Consider the following 15,501-nt stretch of genomic DNA (forward strand, 5'->3'; position numbering starts at 1 on the left):
CGCAAAGTGTATGCGCAAAATGCGCTGTCTGACAAATGTTTTGTGCATCGCAACAGTTTGTTTTTTGCGCAGCAATTTTTAGCAAGATTCCAACGTGATTTAGCAATATCTTTTAAAGCAACTTTCGTCATTTGACTTGGATTGAAAGCTTTGCCAGTCTCCGCCCACAAGTGAGGAGAAAACAAATGACCCTGCCTTCAATCGTGATTGCCAGCGCTGCGCGCACCGCCGTCGGTTCTTTCAATGGCCACTTTGCCAATACGCCAGCCCACGAACTCGGCGCGACCGTTATCAGTGCTGTGCTTGAACGTGCCGGCGTTGCGGCGAACGAAATTGATGAAGTCATTCTCGGTCAGGTGCTAACCGCGGGCGAAGGGCAGAACCCGGCGCGGCAAGCGGCAATGAAGGCAGGCATTCCGCAGGAAGCGACCGCTTTCGGCCTCAACCAGCTCTGCGGCTCGGGACTGCGCGCCGTGGCCCTCGGCATGCAGCAAATCTTGACGGGTGATGCGGGCATTGTCATCGCCGGCGGTCAGGAATCCATGTCCATGGCACCTCACTGCGCCCATTTGCGTGGCGGCGTGAAAATGGGCGACTTCAAGATGATCGACACCATGCTGAAGGACGGCCTGACCGACGCCTTTTACGGCTATCACATGGGCATCACCGCTGAAAACATAGCCCGCCAGTGGCAACTCTCCCGGGATGAGCAGGACCAGTTTGCGGTCTCATCGCAAAACAAGGCTGAAGCCGCACAGGCTGCCGGACGTTTCGTGGACGAAATCGTCGCTTTCACCGTGAAGGGCCGCAAGGCCGATATCGTCATCGACGCCGATGAACATATCCGCGCCGGCGCCTCGCTGGAAACGATGGCCAAGTTGCGCCCTGCCTTCGACAAGGAGGGCACCGTGACGGCGGGGAACGCCTCAGGTCTGAACGACGGCGCAGCCGCCACGCTTTTGATGTCGGAACAGGAAGCAGAAAAGCGCGGCATCAAGCCACTGGCCCGTATTGCCTCCTGGGCGACGGCGGGCGTCGATCCGCAGATCATGGGTACCGGCCCCATTCCCGCCTCCCGCAAGGCCTTGGCCAAGGCCGGCTGGTCGATAGGCGATATCGGCCTCGTCGAAGCCAACGAAGCGTTTGCAGCCCAGTCCTGTGCCGTCGTGCGCGAGCTTGGCCTTGATCCTGATATCGTCAACGTCAACGGCGGAGCGATTGCCATCGGCCATCCGATCGGCGCTTCGGGCGCCCGCGTCCTGAACACCCTGATTTACGAGATGCGCCGCCGTAACGTATCCAAGGGTCTTGCGACACTCTGCATCGGCGGCGGCATGGGTGTAGCCATGTGCATCGAGGCGCTCTGACGCGCGGGCCGCCCGCACTTGCCAAAAAGCAATTCCGGTTCAGCGGACAATAGGATAGAAGCGGCCTCCCATTGGCCGCATTTCTGTGGCGGTTGAGCACGATGAACAAGCACCTGCACAACTGCAGGCGCTTCAATGACAGGTCATGGAGGCCTAGATGAGCCGGGTTGCTTTGATTTCCGGCGGGACGAGCGGTATAGGTGCCGCCATCGCCCGCGCCCTGCAGGCAACCGGCTATCGGGTGGCCGTCAACTATGCCTTCACGACGGACCGGGCCGAGACATTCCAGACGGAGACAGGCATTCCTGCGTTCCAGTGGGACGTGCGCGACTACGACGCGTGCGTCAACGGTATCGCGAAGGTGGAGGAAACCCTCGGGCCGGTCGAAATCCTCGTCAACAATGCCGGCATCACCCGTGACACCATGTTTCACAAGATGACACCGCAGCAGTGGCGTGATGTCATCGACACGAACCTCACCGGCGTCTTCAACATGACCCACCCCGTCTGGCCGGGCATGCGGGAGCGCGGTTTCGGCCGCATCGTCAATATTTCCTCCATCAATGGACAGAAGGGTCAGGCGGGCCAGGTCAATTACTCCGCGTCGAAAGCCGGTGACATCGGCTTCACCAAGGCGCTCGCGCAGGAGGGCGCAAGCCGCAATATCACCGTCAACGCCATCTGCCCCGGCTATATCGGCACGGAAATGGTGAGAGCGATCCCGGAGAAGGTTCTGGCCGAGCGGATCGTGCCACAAATCCCCATCGGACGGCTTGGGGAACCGGAGGAGATCGCGCGTTGCGTCCTGTTTCTCGTCTCGGACGAGGCTGGCTTTATCACCGGTTCCACAATGACGGCGAATGGCGGTCAATATTTCGCCTGACATTTACACGCCTGCTGCTCCGGCCGGTTCAGATCAGTAAACTTCTCGTGATATCGTGACAGCACATTTTGGCGCGCACGAAAACTTGAGCAAAACAGGACGTAAAAAAGAAGCAGCTAAACCAATGAAAATACGACATTTTTCGTATAGTTTAGAACGAGTCTAGAAAATCGTTATGAATTTGAAAAGAGGTTTTTCTTGACATTCGCTGTCCTGTTTTGGTTTAAGAACGAAAACAACGTGTTGCGTCATACAGGCAGTCCATCATGCTGGTTTGCAGCTGCAATTACATCACCGATCATGAGATCAAGGACGTTATCAACGAGCTCCTCGATGAGGACTGTTGGCAGCTTATCGTTCCCGCAAAAGTGTATCATGCCATGGAAAAGCGCGGTCGCTGCTGTGGCTGCTTTCCGACCGTTGTCGACCTGATTATCAAAACCACGGAAGAATATCACGCCCGTCGGCACTCGACTGAGGCCGATGTTTTTGATTTTATGTCCCGCCTGAAGCGATTCCACGAAGAGAACAGGAGAGCGGACATTGAAAGGCGACAAAAGAGTCATCGAGCGGCTTAACGAAGCCCTTTTTCTCGAACTCGGTGCAGTAAACCAGTATTGGCTTCATTACCGGCTTCTGAATGACTGGGGTTACACCAAGCTTGCCAAGAAGGAGCGTGCGGAATCCATCGAAGAGATGCAGCACGCAGACAAGCTTATCGACCGGATCATCTTCCTGGAGGGCCATCCCAACCTCCAGACCGTTGCTCCCCTGCGCATCGGACAGAATGTCAAGGAAGTGCTCGAAGCCGACCTTGCTGGTGAATATGATGCACGGGCGTCTTATAAGAAATCCCGCGATATCTGTCATGAGGCCGGCGACTACGTTTCGATGAAGCTGTTCGAAACGCTGCTGATCGACGAGGAGGGTCATATCGACTTCCTCGAGACCCAACTCGAACTGCTCGGCAAGATCGGCGAAGAAAAATACGGCCAGCTCAATGCGGATTCCGCCAACGAAGCGGAAGACCACTAAAATACGGAAAAGGCGGCCGGCGGCCGCCTTTTTATTTATCGGAAAGGTGCCGGAATTCGGCAACCACTTTCTCGTAGACGCCGCGCTTGAACGGAACGATGAGTTCAGGCAGGCTCTCCATCGGCTTCCAGTCCCAGGCATCGAATTCGGCTGCGTGCCCCGTCGGTGGCGGATCGATCTGGATTTCGCTTTCGTCGCCTTCGAACCGGAATGCGAACCAGCGCTGTGCCTGGCCGCGATATTTACCCCTCAATCCGATGCCGATCAGTTCCGGCGGAAGATCGTAGTGGATCCAGTCGCTCGCTTCCGCCAGCAGCCGCACCGTTTTCATTCCCGTCTCTTCGTGAAGCTCGCGAATGGCCGCAGCCAGAGGCCGCTCGCCCTCATCAATCCCCCCCTGTGGCATCTGCCACAAATGCGGCGAGCCATCATATTCGGAATTGCCTTCCTTGATGCGCCGGCCGGCCCACACCAGGCCTTCGGCGTTCAGAACCATCATCCCCGCACAGGGACGATAGGGCAAATCTTCTGCTTTGATTGTCATGGGTTTCCCGCATTGTCTGAGCGCCACAAGGGCGCGGAAATGGCCGCAGGCAAGGTTTACTGCCCCGCCGGCTCCGAAACAAGGGCGGAAACGCCGACGATCTCGATACCGCGGCCCGCCGCCTCCCGGGACCACCGCGAGATCGCCGCAATGCTTTCATCAAAAGCAGAAGCCACCCCGATCGCCTGACCATTGCGGCGCGCGACCCGCTCCAATTCGTCCAACTTCCGCAAGATGGAAGCTTCGGTCACTTCGCCATCAAGCAGAATATCGGCAAAACCCTGGGGGGCAGAGATGGCCTTTGCAATCCCGCCACTCAGGGACTGCGCTGACGAACCATCGTCCAGAAATAGCAGACCACGTTTGCCGATATCACGCATCACCGGCTCCAGCGCCGCCTGCTCGGCGAGAAAGCGCCCGCCGAGATAATTCATGATGCCGGTATAATTGGTGATTTTGGCCATGGATCGATGCAGCCGGTCGAGGTTTACCTTGGCGGGATCGGCGGCAATCAATGTATCCGGGCCGGGATTGGTGCCGGGATAACCAAAGGGCTCCAGCGGTATCTGGAGAAGAATTTCGTGCCCCTCACGGCGTGCTTCCTGCATCCAGCGTTGAAGGCTGTTGCCGCTGGCGGCAAAGCCAAGCGTCACCTCCGGCGGCAGTTCCCGTATCGCCTTTTGCGAGCCTGTCTGGCTGAGGCCGAGACCACCGACCACGATCGCCACCCGCGTGCCCCGCGCTCCCGACCAGGGCCGCGCATATTGCTCCATCGGCCGCAATCCGTCGGCGCCCACCACTGGCAACCTGCCAAAGGCCGTATCCTCGAGCAATTCCTCGTTGGGCCGCGTGGCCATCCGCGGGTCCTGGCCATAGGTCTGGCCGCTCATCAACACAGGCCCGTCATTATCACGGGGCCGAGGAGAATAGACTGAGACAACATTACCATCGGGCATGGTCGCACGATTGATGTTCGCGCCAGATCGGCCACTTTCCGGTTGCAGACCAGCCGTTTCGGCCTCCCCGTCCGGTACGGATGGTTCAGCTTTGTTTTGCGCAGGCGTCAGTTCAAGGTCCGGCCCGGTCGCCGTCCTCTGCAGATTGCCGGGCGAGAGCGCCGTATAGACTGACAGTCCGCCGATGGAAAGAACTGCAAGCGCCGCCAGAACCATAATGACGGAAAAGCGCCGGTTGATACCGGCGCTTTTTTTCTGACGACCCAGAAGCGGTTTTCGCAGGTCCGAAGGCAATGAACGATCCGTCCAGAGGGTTTGTCAATCGAGATGGAGTGCCGGAAGCCGGCACAACGCTCTTATTGCTTGTTGACCACAGCCTTTTCCGGGTTGGGCGGGAAAGACGGATCCGTCTTGACGCCACGCAACAGGTCAAGCGCATAGTTAAGCTGGATGTCGTCCTTGGCCTCCGGCGGAACATAGGCCGAAGAACCCGAACCTTCGTCCGTTTCGCTCTGACCCTTGATGTGCCCGGAGAGGCTGGATTCGCCCTCTGCCGTGACGCGACCCTGCAATTCCGGGGGCAAAGGCTGCTCTACCTTGATATCGGGCTCGATACCTGTTCCCTGGATCGATTTGCCAGACGGCGTGTAATAGAGCGCGGTGGTCAGACGCAGCGCACCGGCCTCGCCGAGCGGAATGATCGTCTGAACCGAACCCTTGCCGAAGGAGCGCGTGCCGACAACGGTCGCGCGACGCAAATCCTGCAGAGCGCCGGCAACGATCTCAGACGCCGAAGCCGAACCGCCGTTGACGAGCACGATCACCGGCTTGCCGTCGGTCAGATCGCCGGCCGTTGCGTTGAAGCGGCGGGTCTCGTCGGGGTTACGGCCACGGGTTGAAACGACCTCACCACGCTCAAGGAAGGCGTCGGAGACATTGATCGCCTGATCGAGCAGACCGCCCGGGTTGAGGCGCAGGTCGAGCACGTAACCCTTCAGCTTGTCGGCAGGAACATCCGCCTTGATCTTCTTGATCGCCTTTTCGAGATCGTCGTAGGTCTTCTCGGTAAAGGAGATGACGCGCAAATAACCGACATTATCGCCCTCGACACGCGACTTGACCGCGCGAACGGCAATCACGTCGCGCACAACGGTAATTTCAAGCGGCTTGTCGGCGCCCTGGCGGATGACGGTCAGCTTGATGGGCGTCTTGACTGCGCCGCGCATCTTTTCGACCGCCTGCTCCAGCTTCAGTCCGCGAACCGGCGTACCATCGATTTCGGAGATGAAGTCGCCGGCAAGAATGCCCGCGCGGGATGCTGGCGTATCATCCATCGGAGAGATGACTTTGACCAGTTCGTTTTCCATCGTCACTTCAATGCCGAGGCCGCCGAACTCACCCTTGGTCTGGGTGCGCATGTCGTTGGCGTCCTTCGCATTCATGAAGCTTGAATGCGGGTCGAGCGAGCTGAGCATGCCATTAATGGCATTTTCCACCAGCTTCTCGTCATCCGGCGGCGTCACATATTGCGCACGCACGCGTTCGAACACGTCGCCAAAGATCGACAGCTCCTTATAGGTCGAAGGCCCGGCCGCCTGTGCCGGCATGCTCGCCGAATAAATCACGCTCATCGCCGTGGCGCCCATAAGCCCACCGATAAGGAGAAGCGAAACCTTACGAATCATTGTGCGCCCTTCCGGTATTTTTTGCGGTCCACCACGGTTGGGAATCAACCGGTACACCATCTTTCCTGAACTCAATGTAGAGCGTTGGCCTGTCGGTTTCCAGCGCCAATGCTGCTGCACTCGCTACTCTTTTTGCCCCCATGGAGGCGATCGGCTCTCCGGAGAACACGAACATGCCCTGCCGGGTTCTTACATTATCCATGCCCGTCATGACCACGTGATACCCATCGCCGGTATTGAGGATGACCATGCGACCGTAGCTGCGAAAATCGCCGGCAAATACCACGAAACCGTCCGCAGGCGCCGTCACGATGGCCTCCGGGCCGCTCGCGACGACAACTCCTTTGGAAAAATGGCCCGTACCATCCGCATCGCCGAAGCGCCGCAGCACTTCGCCCGCCACCGGAAACTCCAGCTTTCCCTTCAAACTCGCGAAGGGATATGCGGGCGCAATACGGTTTTTATCGGGCATTCCAGCCTCGGCCGCGGCGCGCTGCTTTTCGCGTTCCGCCTCCGAAAGACGGGCCAGACGCTGCTCTTCCGCACGCGCCTTTTCCATCGCCTCCCGTACCGAGGTAATTTCGCCTTCAAGCGAACTGACCAGCCCTTCAAGACTCGTCGCCTTGCTCGCAAGTTCTTCGGACCGCTTGCGCTCCGCCTCCAGCTCCGCCGCCGTCTGGGAATTCTTGCGGTCGTTTTCGGCAATCAGCAGGTCGAGGCGTTTTTCCTCTTCAAGACTTGCCGTCATCATACCCGTAAGATCGTCCTTTTCGCGAGCGATTGCCTGTCTGAGATCGGTCAATTCTTTGAGAGCGGCGACCAGCTTGTCCGTTTCACCGCGAATGCCGGGCACAACGGCGCCAAGAAGAATGGCGCTGCGAACGGAAGCAAGTGCATCCTCCGGCGAAACGAGCAGGGCGGGCGGCGGATTTCTGCCCATGCGCTGCAACGCGGCCAGAACCTCAGCCAGTACACCGCGCCTCTCCCGTAGAGACGCCTTGACGCCGTCCTCGCGCACCGAAAGCTTGGCCAGGCGATCCTCACCATCGCTGATCTTGGTTTCCAGCGCCTTGCGTCTCGCAGCCGACGCAATCAGCTCTTCCCGGATACGGGCGCTGTCCTGATTGAGGGATGCAATGCTCTCCTCGAGCTTCCTTGTTTTGTCCTCGGAAAGTCCGATACTGTCGACCAGCTCCTCCAGATCCTGACGGTTCTGGTCACGACGCTTCTCCAGCGACTGCAACTCATCTGGAGATAAATCGCCATTCTCCGTGGGAACTGCGCCTGCATCATCGCGCGAATAGGTCGGACCGATCCCCACAACGAAAGCAGCGAGAACCGCGCCCGCAAGGGCCGCGTGCCGTTTTCCTGGAGACTTCTTGTCCATCTGAACTTTCTTTGATGCCGAAGCGGGGAGCGCCGATATTAGGGATTTTACCGCGATCTTCCAAGAGGCCTTTAAGGCGGCCGACGACCATCCACATGTCAGCCGTGTCGCCGAGCTTCATGTTGAAATTGCGACGGCACCCGCATCCGTCCACGCGTCATACCCGGTGATAGGGGTGACCGGATAGGATGGTAACGGCGCGGTAAAGCTGCTCGGCAATCAGGATGCGGACAATCTGATGCGGCCATGTCAGTTTGCCGAGATTGAGAACGGCTGTCGCCCTGTCATAAAGGCCGGGATCGAGACCATCGGCCCCGCCGATGGCGATAACAAGTTCGCGCTTGCCGCTGTCGCGCAGATCACCGAAAAAGGACGCGAAGGCCGGGCTGTCGAGCGCCTTGCCACGCTCATCGAGTAAGATGAGCACTGCGCCATCGGAAAGATGCTTTTCCAGCATCGCCGCCTCTTCGCGCTTGCGGGTTTCTGCGTTTGATGCACGACTTTCCGCGACTTCGATGACCCGCGAAAATTCCAGCCCGACCGCCGGGCCAGTCTTGGCGAGGCGCTCGATATAACGGGTCGCAAGATCCTTTTCGGGGCCGGATTTCAGCCGTCCCACCGCAAAAATTGAAATCCGCATCGCAAACCTGCACGTGTCGTAGCCCGATAGGCCACGCTCTTAACAGCATAGCGCGCGGATTCCTATGCGGCCGACCTGATTTCCGGCCAGAAGCATCGCTCCGAAGTCACAGGCGATCTTCGGCAAAAACGATGCCTTCGCTCAAAGGCTCACCGCATCAATGCAACGTCTCTTCCGGTATGTCCGGCGTCGCCCACATTTTTTCGATGTTGTAGAAAGCGCGGATTTCCGGTCGGAACACATGAACGATGATATCGCCGGTATCGATGAGCACCCAGTCGCCGGTCTCAAGACCTTCGACACGGGCGTTTCCGAACCCTTCATCCTTCATGTCTTTGAGAAGATGCTCGCAAATCGCCGAGACATGCCTGTTCGACCGCCCGGACACCACAACCATGTAGTCCGCAAGCGCCGATTTTCCGGCAATGTTGAGAGAGACGATATCTTCAGCCTTGGAGTCCTCGAGGCTCGCGAGGACGGTGTCGAGGGCATGGCCGGCGGCATCGGCGCCACTGTCCTGGCCCTTCGGGATAGCAACGAATGCTCTTCCCTTGGCGTGTACTGTTGTCAGAGGTTTTCCTTTCCAAGAATGACAAAACAGGCACTATGCGACGCGATTCTCTGCGTCACACAATGAAGGTGGCATCAAAGCATTAACTTTTCAAGATATGGAGCCTTCGACGGCGGCCACATACATCATTTGTGATCGGCCGTGTCATTTGCGGCCGTTACGTAGCGCAGTGGAGCTGAGCGTGGAACGCGGTCCATGAATGAAAACCCAGGCGGGCGCTGGTTTTTTCCATAAAACACCGGCATCGTCCTCATCGATCCGCGCCTGGCTGAAGGCCTGCGCCATGGTGGAGGAGAGGTAGGAAAGCGTCGAACCCGGCCTGTCGATCACCGCAATCGGGAAAGTCTCAGCAATCGTGCGCCATTTCTGCCAGTGATGGAAACTCTTGAGATTATCGGCACCCATAATCCAGATGAAGCGCACGTGCGGATTTTTCGCCTTCACCTTGGCGAGCGTATTAGCGGTATAGCTTATGCCTAGCGATTTTTCGAAAGCCGTGACCTTGATGCGAGGATCGTGAACGAGCTTTTCGCAGGCAGCGATGCGATCTTCGAGAGAGGCCAGCTCTGAGCGGCTTTTCAACGGATTGCCTGGCGTCACCATCCACCACAGCTGATCGAGACCGAGCCTGCGCAGCGCAATCTCTGCAACAAGCGCGTGACCGGCATGCGGCGGATTAAAAGAACCGCCGAACAGCCCGACAACCATGCCGCGCTCCACATGCGGCATGGTGAGATAACGTCTGTCGAGGCGCTTATCGGCCGGCAAATATCAGGTCCGTGTCTGGCCGGTGCCGTGCACACGGTATTTGAACGAGGTAAGCTGCTCGACGCCGACGGGGCCTCGCGCATGCATCTTGCCGGTGGCGATGCCGATTTCAGCGCCCATGCCGAATTCACCGCCATCGGCAAATTGGGTCGAGGCATTGTGCAGCAGAATGGCTGAATCAAGTTCGTTGAAGAATCGCGCCACCACCTCGGCATCCTCGGCGATAACGGCCTCGGTATGGTTGGAAGAGTAGGTGCCGATATGTTCGATCGCACCGGAGATGCCATCCACCACGGCGACCGAAATGATTGCATCGAGATATTCGGTGCACCAGTCCTCCTCCGTTGCCGGCGCGAGACCCGCCATCACTTCGCGTACGGCCTGCGAACCGCGCACTTCACAACCGACTTCCATCAGAGCCTTGACGAGCGGCTGCAAATGGGTGGAAACGGCAGCAGCATCCACCAGCAGCGTTTCGGCCGCCCCGCAAATGCCGGTACGGCGCATTTTGGCGTTGACGACGATGCGTTTCGCCATGTCGAGATCAGCGGATTTATCGACGTAGATGTGGCAAATCCCCTCAAGATGCGCGAAAACCGGCACGCGGGCCTCCGACTGTACCCGGGCCACGAGGCTCTTGCCGCCGCGCGGCACGATAACGTCAACCGTGCCATTCAGGCCGCTGAGAAGCGCGCCGACGGCGGCGCGGTCGGTCACCGGTACCAGTTGAATGGCATGCTCGGGAAGACCCGCGATCTTCAGACCTTCCACGAGGCAGGCATGGATAGCACGCGATGAATGTTGCGAATCCGAGCCGCCGCGCAGGATCACGGCATTACCCGCCTTGAGACATAGCGCGCCGGCATCCGCCGTCACGTTCGGGCGGCTTTCATAAATCACACCGATGACGCCAAGCGGCGTGCGCACGCGCTCGATCTTCAGGCCATTGGGCCTGTCCCATGCGGCGATGACTTCGCCGACCGGATCGGGCAGCGCCGCGACGGAACGAATGCCTTCAGCGATACCGGCAATCCGGTCATCATTGAGCGTCAGCCTGTCGATGAAGGAGGGCACAAGACCAGCCTGATCCGCCGCGGCTAGATCTTTGCGGTTAGCAGCAAGGATCGCCTCTTTCGAGGCTTCAATGGCGGAGGCCATGGCAAGCAGCGCACGGTTCTTCTGGTCCGCGCCAGCGATGGACAACGGTCGTGAAGCAGCTTTCGCCTGAGCGCCGATGGTCATCATCAGCGCGTCAATATCATGGCTCTGCTTCACGGCCTGTTCAGGCATGGACCTCATCCTTCTCTGCACTCTTAACTTTCACGGCGGCCCCGGTCATGACGAGGTCGTCGCGATGGATCATCGCCGCCCGTCCGACATAACCGAGGATCGCCTCGATCTCATTGGACTTGTGGCCGATGATGAGACGTGCCTCTTCCGCATCGTAACCCGCGAGACCGCGCGCGACCTCACGGCCTTCCGAGCCGATGATGGCAACGGCATCGCCGCGCCCGAAATTGCCCTTGACCTGCCGCACGCCAGCGGGAAGCAGGCTTTTACCGGCATAAAGGGCCTTTTCCGCGCCGGCATCCACATGGATTTCGCCAGCGGGCTGCAACTGCCCGGCAATCCAGGTCTTGCGTGCCGTCACCGGGGTTCCGGATGGCGCGAACCATGAGGAGCGCGCACCGTTTTCGATGGCCTTGAGCGGATTGAGCGTCTTGCCTGACGCGATGATCATGCCACAGCCGGCAGCGGTGGCAATCTTGCCCGCATCGATCTTGGTGCGCATGCCGCCGCGCGAAAGCTCGGAAGCTGCACCGCCCGCCATGGCTTCGATTTCGGGGGTGATGTCCGCAATCGTGTCAAGGAATTTGGCGTCTGGATCGAGATGCGGCGGAGCTGTGTACAAGCCGTCAATATCCGACAGCAGAACCAGCAAATCGGCGCCCGTCATGGTCGCCACGCGCGCCGCCAGACGATCATTATCGCCATAACGAATTTCGGTAGTCGCAACCGTGTCGTTTTCATTGATGATCGGAATAGCGCCGATCTTCAGAAGCTGGTTGATGGTGGCGCGCGCATTGAGATAACGGCGACGCTCTTCGGTGTCGGAGAGCGTCAGCAAAATCTGGCCGGCAACAATGTCATGCCGCGACAGGCTTTCCGACCATGCCCGCGCCAGCGCAATCTGGCCGACAGCCGCCGCCGCCTGGCTTTCTTCCAGCTTCAACGCGCCCGAAGGCAGGCCGAGCACGGTGCGGCCAAGAGCGATAGCGCCCGAAGACACCACCTGAACATCCGCACCGTTTTTCTTCAGCGCCGCGATGTCTTCGCAGATGGCATCCAACCAGTCTTTCTTCAGGCCGCTTTTGCGGTCCACCAGAAGCGCCGATCCGATCTTGATGACGATCTGGTGGTGGCTGCCCAGCGGCTTGCGCGTCAGGCTCATAGGCGGTCGTCCTCTTCCTCGACCTCGCTCTCATGCGGCATGGACCGATCGGGAAGGGCGGTTTCGCCGCCATTGCTTGCCGACACGATGATGTCGCGAAGGGCGCGAAGGGCTTCCGTCATGCCGATATGCGCGGCAGCGGACAGAAGAAGCGGCGGACGGCCGCAGGCCTTTTCCAGTTCCTTGGCCTTCTTTTTCAGTTCCTTTTCATCCAGCACGTCGATCTGTGACAGCGCGACGATTTCCGGCTTGTCTGTCAGTCCGCCACCATAGGCATCGAGTTCAGCTTTGACGGTCTTGTAGGCCTTGCCGACCTTCTCTTCCTGCGCGGAAACGAGATGCAGAAGCACGCGGGTGCGCTCGACATGGCCGAGGAAACGGTCACCGATGCCGACCCCCTCATGCGCGCCTTCAATCAATCCGGGAATATCGGCCAGCACGAATTCACGGCCATCGATGGTCGCGACACCAAGGTTCGGATGCAGCGTCGTGAACGGATAGTTGGCAATCTTTGGCCGCGCGCGCGTCACGGTTGCAAGGAATGTAGACTTGCCCGCATTAGGCAGGCCAACGAGACCAGCGTCGGCAATCAGCTTCAAACGAAGCCAGACCGTCTTTTCTTCACCCGGAAGACCCGGATTGGCATGAGTGGGCGCCTGATTGGTGGATGACTTGAAATAGGCATTGCCGAAACCCCCATTGCCGCCCGCGGCCAGGCGAAAGCGCTGGCCCTCCTTGGTGAGGTCTACGATCAGCGTCTCGTTGTCTTCCTCAAAAATCTGCGTGCCAACAGGCACCCGCAGCACCACGTCGGAACCCTTGGCGCCGGTGCGGGTCTTGCCCATGCCGTGCTGGCCGATCGAGGCCTTGAAATGCTGCTGGAAACGGAAGTCGATCAGCGTGTTGAGACCGTTGACCACCTCAACCCAGACGTCGCCGCCGCGTCCGCCATCGCCACCATCAGGGCCGCCGAATTCGATGAATTTTTCACGCCGGAACGACACGGCACCCGCGCCGCCATCACCGGACTTGATATAGACTTTTGCTTCATCGAGAAATTTCATCGGACTGCCGTTCTGTCGGTTTGCGGGCACAACAACCAATCGTGCTGCGCCAAACAAAAATATCGTCGTTTCGAATACAAGCGCTTCTTCACAAGGTCAAAGACTATCGTGCGGGAAGCTCATGCGCGAGACAAGGCCGGTCTGGATCAAACCGGCCTTGTAATGCTCCTCAAATGCGATGCGGCTTAATGAAATCTTCAGCCGTGACCATCGTGTCGATATGCGCCACCATGGCGGCACGCGCCGTGGCGTAGATCTGGTGACAACCGGTCACCCGGAAGCCGAGCTTCTCCTGCACACGCAGCGAGGCGGGGTTATCCGCAAACACGCCGGAGTGAAGGGTCACTCCCGGCATGCGGCGAAAGAACCGCTCGACGACGGCGGCCACCGCCTCGGTTATGTAACCCTTGCCCCAGTAGAAGCGGTTGAGCCAGTAGCCCAAATGCCACTCGCCATGCCGCAATTCCACCGAGACGACGCCAATCAGCGTGTCGTCACCGCTGGTGATGGCGAAATCCCAGTCAGGCAGGGTGCCGGAGGTGCGCAACACCAGCCACTCCAGCGCATCCTGCTTGTGGTAAGGCGCGGGAACGCGGGCCAGCATTTTCGTTACCGCAAAATCGCCAAGCGATTCCGCAATGCTGCCGGCATCGGAAAGGCGCTGTGGGCGCAGCACCAGACGCGATGTCTCGATGACGGGGCAGGGGCCTGGTGGCGCTATCGCAGGGGCCGCCCGGCGGCGGCTCAGTTCGAGCGTGCTCATCCCATGTCCCCCCAGCTCTTCAGCGAAACCCAGGTCTTGCGGTCCAGCCTGTACCATTCGACCGGCACCATGCCACCGAGCGCCAGCGAACCGACCATGCCGGAGCCCTGGAACTGGAAACCGCACTTCTGGATGACACGGCGCGACGGGATGTTGGTGACCCGGCAACGGGCATCGATCTGGTCGATTTCACGCGTGCGAAAGGCCATGTCGATTAGCGCATGCGCCGCTTCGGTCATGTATCCCCGGTTCCAGTAGGGTTCCCCCAGCCAGTAACCGATCTCCAGCGTCTTTTCGTCTTCCTGGGGTTCGAGCGCGCAGCAGCCCAGAAACTCGCCATTGTCCATGCGGGTAATCGCATAGACGCACTTGCCAATCTCGCCAGCTTTGGAGCGTCGCACAAAATCCGCGGCGTCTTTGGCCGTGTAGGGGTGCGGCATACGCGATACCATGGTCGCGATATTGGCATTGTTGGCAAGATGGGCAAGGGCGTCGATGTCTTCTTCGTGAGGCTTGCGCAAAACCAGCCTCTGCGACAGTAAAACGGGGCAATCGCTCCTCGACCGATCGGGCCTCGGCCGTTCCTCGGGTGACCGTGATTGGTCAACCCTCAACAATTCAGCTTGCATGGTTCAGTCCCTCCTTGGGGTTAAAGAAAAAGGGGAGTTGGGTGGTGCCCCATCTCCCCTGTTTTCTTGACTGAACCTGATACGCCTCAGCCGGGTCGATGGGACACCGGCTGCATATGACGCTTACCGGCTTATTCTGCGGCTTCCGCTTTCGGTGCCACGGATACGAATACGCGGCCATTGGCCTTCGTACGGAAGTTCACGTTACCTGCGGTCAGTGCGAAAATCGTGTGGTCTTTGCCCATGCCAACATTGGCGCCGGGATGCCACTGCGTGCCGCGCTGACGCAGAATAATGTTGCCTGGAATGACAGCTTCGCCGCCGAACTTCTTTACGCCAAGGCGCTTGGATTCGGAATCGCGACCGTTACGCGAGGAACCGCCAGCTTTTTTGTGTGCCATTGGAGTTCTCCTTTAAACCTTGTTTCCCGTGTCGTGCCGATCAGGCAGCAACGATGTCCGTGATGCGGACGACAGTGTGATGCTGACGATGGCCGCGCGAACGCTTGGAGTTCTGACGACGACGCTTCTTGAAGGCGATGACCTTCTTGCCGCGGTTGTGCTCGACAACTTCTGCCTTTACGATGGCACCCTTGACGAAGGGAGCACCGAACTTGGCGTCGGCACCTTCGCCAACAACGAGAACTTCGGTGAATTCTACAGTTGCGCCTGCCTCTGCTTCCAGCTTTTCGATGGTCAGCACGGCGTCGGCCGCTACGCGGTACTGCTTACCGCCGGTCTTGATGACTGCGAACATT

The 15,501-nt window shown here is 59.0% G+C and carries 18 protein-coding genes; 4 read left to right on the top strand and 14 right to left on the bottom strand.

Features of this window, described 5'->3' with window-relative positions:
* Positions 1 to 185 precede the first annotated feature (185 nt).
* The 4 genes from WA845_RS22345 (at position 186) to bfr (ending at position 3,285) form a co-directional block, all read left to right on the top strand.
* Positions 186 to 1,367: an acetyl-CoA C-acyltransferase gene (locus WA845_RS22345; protein ID WP_112553100.1), complete on the top strand. Its 1,182-nt coding sequence runs from the start codon at positions 186 to 188 to the stop codon at positions 1,365 to 1,367.
* Positions 1,368 to 1,524: 157 nt separating this feature from the next.
* Complete coding sequence (phbB, locus tag WA845_RS22350) at positions 1,525 to 2,250, top strand: acetoacetyl-CoA reductase (RefSeq protein ID WP_112553098.1); 726 nt, start codon at positions 1,525 to 1,527, stop codon at positions 2,248 to 2,250.
* Between the two features lie 266 nt (positions 2,251 to 2,516).
* Positions 2,517 to 2,828, top strand: coding sequence for a (2Fe-2S)-binding protein (locus WA845_RS22355; protein ID WP_004444092.1), 312 nt, complete (start codon positions 2,517 to 2,519; stop codon positions 2,826 to 2,828).
* The gene (gene bfr / locus WA845_RS22360) at positions 2,794 to 3,285 is read left to right on the top strand and encodes a bacterioferritin (protein WP_004444094.1); all 492 of its coding nucleotides are present in this window, start codon (positions 2,794 to 2,796) and stop codon (positions 3,283 to 3,285) included. Before WA845_RS22355 ends, bfr begins: the two co-directional genes overlap by 35 nt.
* Positions 3,286 to 3,316: 31 nt before the next feature.
* On the opposite strand, the gene WA845_RS22365 is transcribed toward bfr, so the two are convergent.
* The 14 genes from WA845_RS22365 to rplU all read right to left on the bottom strand — a co-directional run bounded on the left by WA845_RS22365 (position 3,317) and on the right by rplU (position 15,500).
* On the bottom strand, positions 3,317 to 3,829 hold the full coding sequence (locus WA845_RS22365) for an RNA pyrophosphohydrolase (RefSeq protein ID WP_022557006.1): 513 nt from the start codon (positions 3,827 to 3,829) through the stop codon (positions 3,317 to 3,319).
* 56 nt (positions 3,830 to 3,885) lie between these two features.
* Positions 3,886 to 5,079: a divergent polysaccharide deacetylase family protein gene (locus tag WA845_RS22370; protein WP_042936056.1), complete on the bottom strand. Its 1,194-nt coding sequence runs from the start codon at positions 5,077 to 5,079 to the stop codon at positions 3,886 to 3,888.
* 62 nt (positions 5,080 to 5,141) lie between these two features.
* The gene (locus tag WA845_RS22375) at positions 5,142 to 6,470 is read right to left on the bottom strand and encodes a S41 family peptidase (RefSeq protein ID WP_004444102.1); all 1,329 of its coding nucleotides are present in this window, start codon (positions 6,468 to 6,470) and stop codon (positions 5,142 to 5,144) included.
* A complete protein-coding gene (locus WA845_RS22380) occupies positions 6,460 to 7,857 on the bottom strand; it encodes a murein hydrolase activator EnvC family protein (RefSeq protein WP_034500115.1) in 1,398 nt (465 codons plus the stop codon). The genes WA845_RS22375 and WA845_RS22380 overlap by 11 nt, the downstream gene beginning before the upstream one ends.
* Positions 7,858 to 8,014: 157 nt before the next feature.
* Positions 8,015 to 8,497, bottom strand: coding sequence for a 23S rRNA (pseudouridine(1915)-N(3))-methyltransferase RlmH (rlmH, locus tag WA845_RS22385; protein ID WP_004444109.1), 483 nt, complete (start codon positions 8,495 to 8,497; stop codon positions 8,015 to 8,017).
* Between the two features lie 157 nt (positions 8,498 to 8,654).
* Complete coding sequence (rsfS, locus tag WA845_RS22390) at positions 8,655 to 9,098, bottom strand: ribosome silencing factor (protein ID WP_112553094.1); 444 nt, start codon at positions 9,096 to 9,098, stop codon at positions 8,655 to 8,657.
* A gap of 114 nt (positions 9,099 to 9,212) precedes the next feature.
* Positions 9,213 to 9,797 (bottom strand): nicotinate-nucleotide adenylyltransferase, encoded by a 585-nt coding sequence (locus tag WA845_RS22395; RefSeq protein WP_077987177.1) that lies wholly within the window; start codon positions 9,795 to 9,797, stop codon positions 9,213 to 9,215.
* A gap of 42 nt (positions 9,798 to 9,839) precedes the next feature.
* Entirely contained in the window at positions 9,840 to 11,126 is a 1,287-nt protein-coding gene (locus WA845_RS22400; RefSeq protein WP_162719093.1) for a glutamate-5-semialdehyde dehydrogenase, read from the bottom strand.
* A complete protein-coding gene (proB, locus tag WA845_RS22405; RefSeq protein WP_006698318.1) occupies positions 11,119 to 12,288 on the bottom strand; it encodes a glutamate 5-kinase in 1,170 nt (389 codons plus the stop codon). The genes WA845_RS22400 and proB overlap by 8 nt, the downstream gene beginning before the upstream one ends.
* Entirely contained in the window at positions 12,285 to 13,352 is a 1,068-nt protein-coding gene (gene obgE, locus WA845_RS22410; RefSeq protein WP_004444121.1) for a GTPase ObgE, read from the bottom strand. The genes proB and obgE overlap by 4 nt, the downstream gene beginning before the upstream one ends.
* A gap of 169 nt (positions 13,353 to 13,521) precedes the next feature.
* Positions 13,522 to 14,115, bottom strand: a complete 594-nt coding sequence (locus WA845_RS22415) for a GNAT family N-acetyltransferase (protein ID WP_112553092.1) — start codon at positions 14,113 to 14,115, stop codon at positions 13,522 to 13,524.
* Positions 14,112 to 14,744, bottom strand: a complete 633-nt coding sequence (locus WA845_RS22420) for a GNAT family N-acetyltransferase (RefSeq protein WP_004444125.1) — start codon at positions 14,742 to 14,744, stop codon at positions 14,112 to 14,114. Before WA845_RS22420 ends, WA845_RS22415 begins: the two co-directional genes overlap by 4 nt.
* 131 nt (positions 14,745 to 14,875) lie before the next feature.
* Positions 14,876 to 15,145, bottom strand: coding sequence for a 50S ribosomal protein L27 (gene rpmA, locus WA845_RS22425; RefSeq protein ID WP_004444127.1), 270 nt, complete (start codon positions 15,143 to 15,145; stop codon positions 14,876 to 14,878).
* A 40-nt stretch (positions 15,146 to 15,185) separates the two neighbouring features.
* Positions 15,186 to 15,500, bottom strand: a complete 315-nt coding sequence (gene rplU, locus WA845_RS22430) for a 50S ribosomal protein L21 (RefSeq protein ID WP_003492690.1) — start codon at positions 15,498 to 15,500, stop codon at positions 15,186 to 15,188.
* Position 15,501 lies beyond the last annotated feature (1 nt).

This window comes from Agrobacterium sp. CMT1 (genome assembly GCF_037203725.1).
Taxonomy (GTDB): domain Bacteria; phylum Pseudomonadota; class Alphaproteobacteria; order Rhizobiales; family Rhizobiaceae; genus Agrobacterium; species Agrobacterium pusense.

Excerpts from the sequence above, each read along its gene's own strand:
- WA845_RS22395 (WP_077987177.1), bottom strand. The coding sequence starts at position 9,797 with ATGCCGCATGTGGAGCGCGGCATGGTTGTCGGGCTGTTCGGCGGTTCT.
- rplU (WP_003492690.1), bottom strand. The coding sequence starts at position 15,500 with ATGTTCGCAGTCATCAAGACCGGCGGTAAGCAGTACCGCGTAGCGGCC.
- rpmA (WP_004444127.1), bottom strand. The coding sequence starts at position 15,145 with ATGGCACACAAAAAAGCTGGCGGTTCCTCGCGTAACGGTCGCGATTCC.
- WA845_RS22400 (WP_162719093.1), bottom strand. The coding sequence starts at position 11,126 with ATGCCTGAACAGGCCGTGAAGCAGAGCCATGATATTGACGCGCTGATG.
- WA845_RS22415 (WP_112553092.1), bottom strand. The coding sequence starts at position 14,115 with ATGAGCACGCTCGAACTGAGCCGCCGCCGGGCGGCCCCTGCGATAGCG.
- obgE (WP_004444121.1), bottom strand. The coding sequence starts at position 13,352 with ATGAAATTTCTCGATGAAGCAAAAGTCTATATCAAGTCCGGTGATGGC.
- WA845_RS22375 (WP_004444102.1), bottom strand. The coding sequence starts at position 6,470 with ATGATTCGTAAGGTTTCGCTTCTCCTTATCGGTGGGCTTATGGGCGCC.
- WA845_RS22420 (WP_004444125.1), bottom strand. The coding sequence starts at position 14,744 with ATGCAAGCTGAATTGTTGAGGGTTGACCAATCACGGTCACCCGAGGAA.
- WA845_RS22380 (WP_034500115.1), bottom strand. The coding sequence starts at position 7,857 with ATGGACAAGAAGTCTCCAGGAAAACGGCACGCGGCCCTTGCGGGCGCG.
- WA845_RS22365 (WP_022557006.1), bottom strand. The coding sequence starts at position 3,829 with ATGACAATCAAAGCAGAAGATTTGCCCTATCGTCCCTGTGCGGGGATG.
- proB (WP_006698318.1), bottom strand. The coding sequence starts at position 12,288 with ATGAGCCTGACGCGCAAGCCGCTGGGCAGCCACCACCAGATCGTCATC.
- rlmH (WP_004444109.1), bottom strand. The coding sequence starts at position 8,497 with ATGCGGATTTCAATTTTTGCGGTGGGACGGCTGAAATCCGGCCCCGAA.
- WA845_RS22345 (WP_112553100.1), top strand. The coding sequence starts at position 186 with ATGACCCTGCCTTCAATCGTGATTGCCAGCGCTGCGCGCACCGCCGTC.
- phbB (WP_112553098.1), top strand. The coding sequence starts at position 1,525 with ATGAGCCGGGTTGCTTTGATTTCCGGCGGGACGAGCGGTATAGGTGCC.
- WA845_RS22355 (WP_004444092.1), top strand. The coding sequence starts at position 2,517 with ATGCTGGTTTGCAGCTGCAATTACATCACCGATCATGAGATCAAGGAC.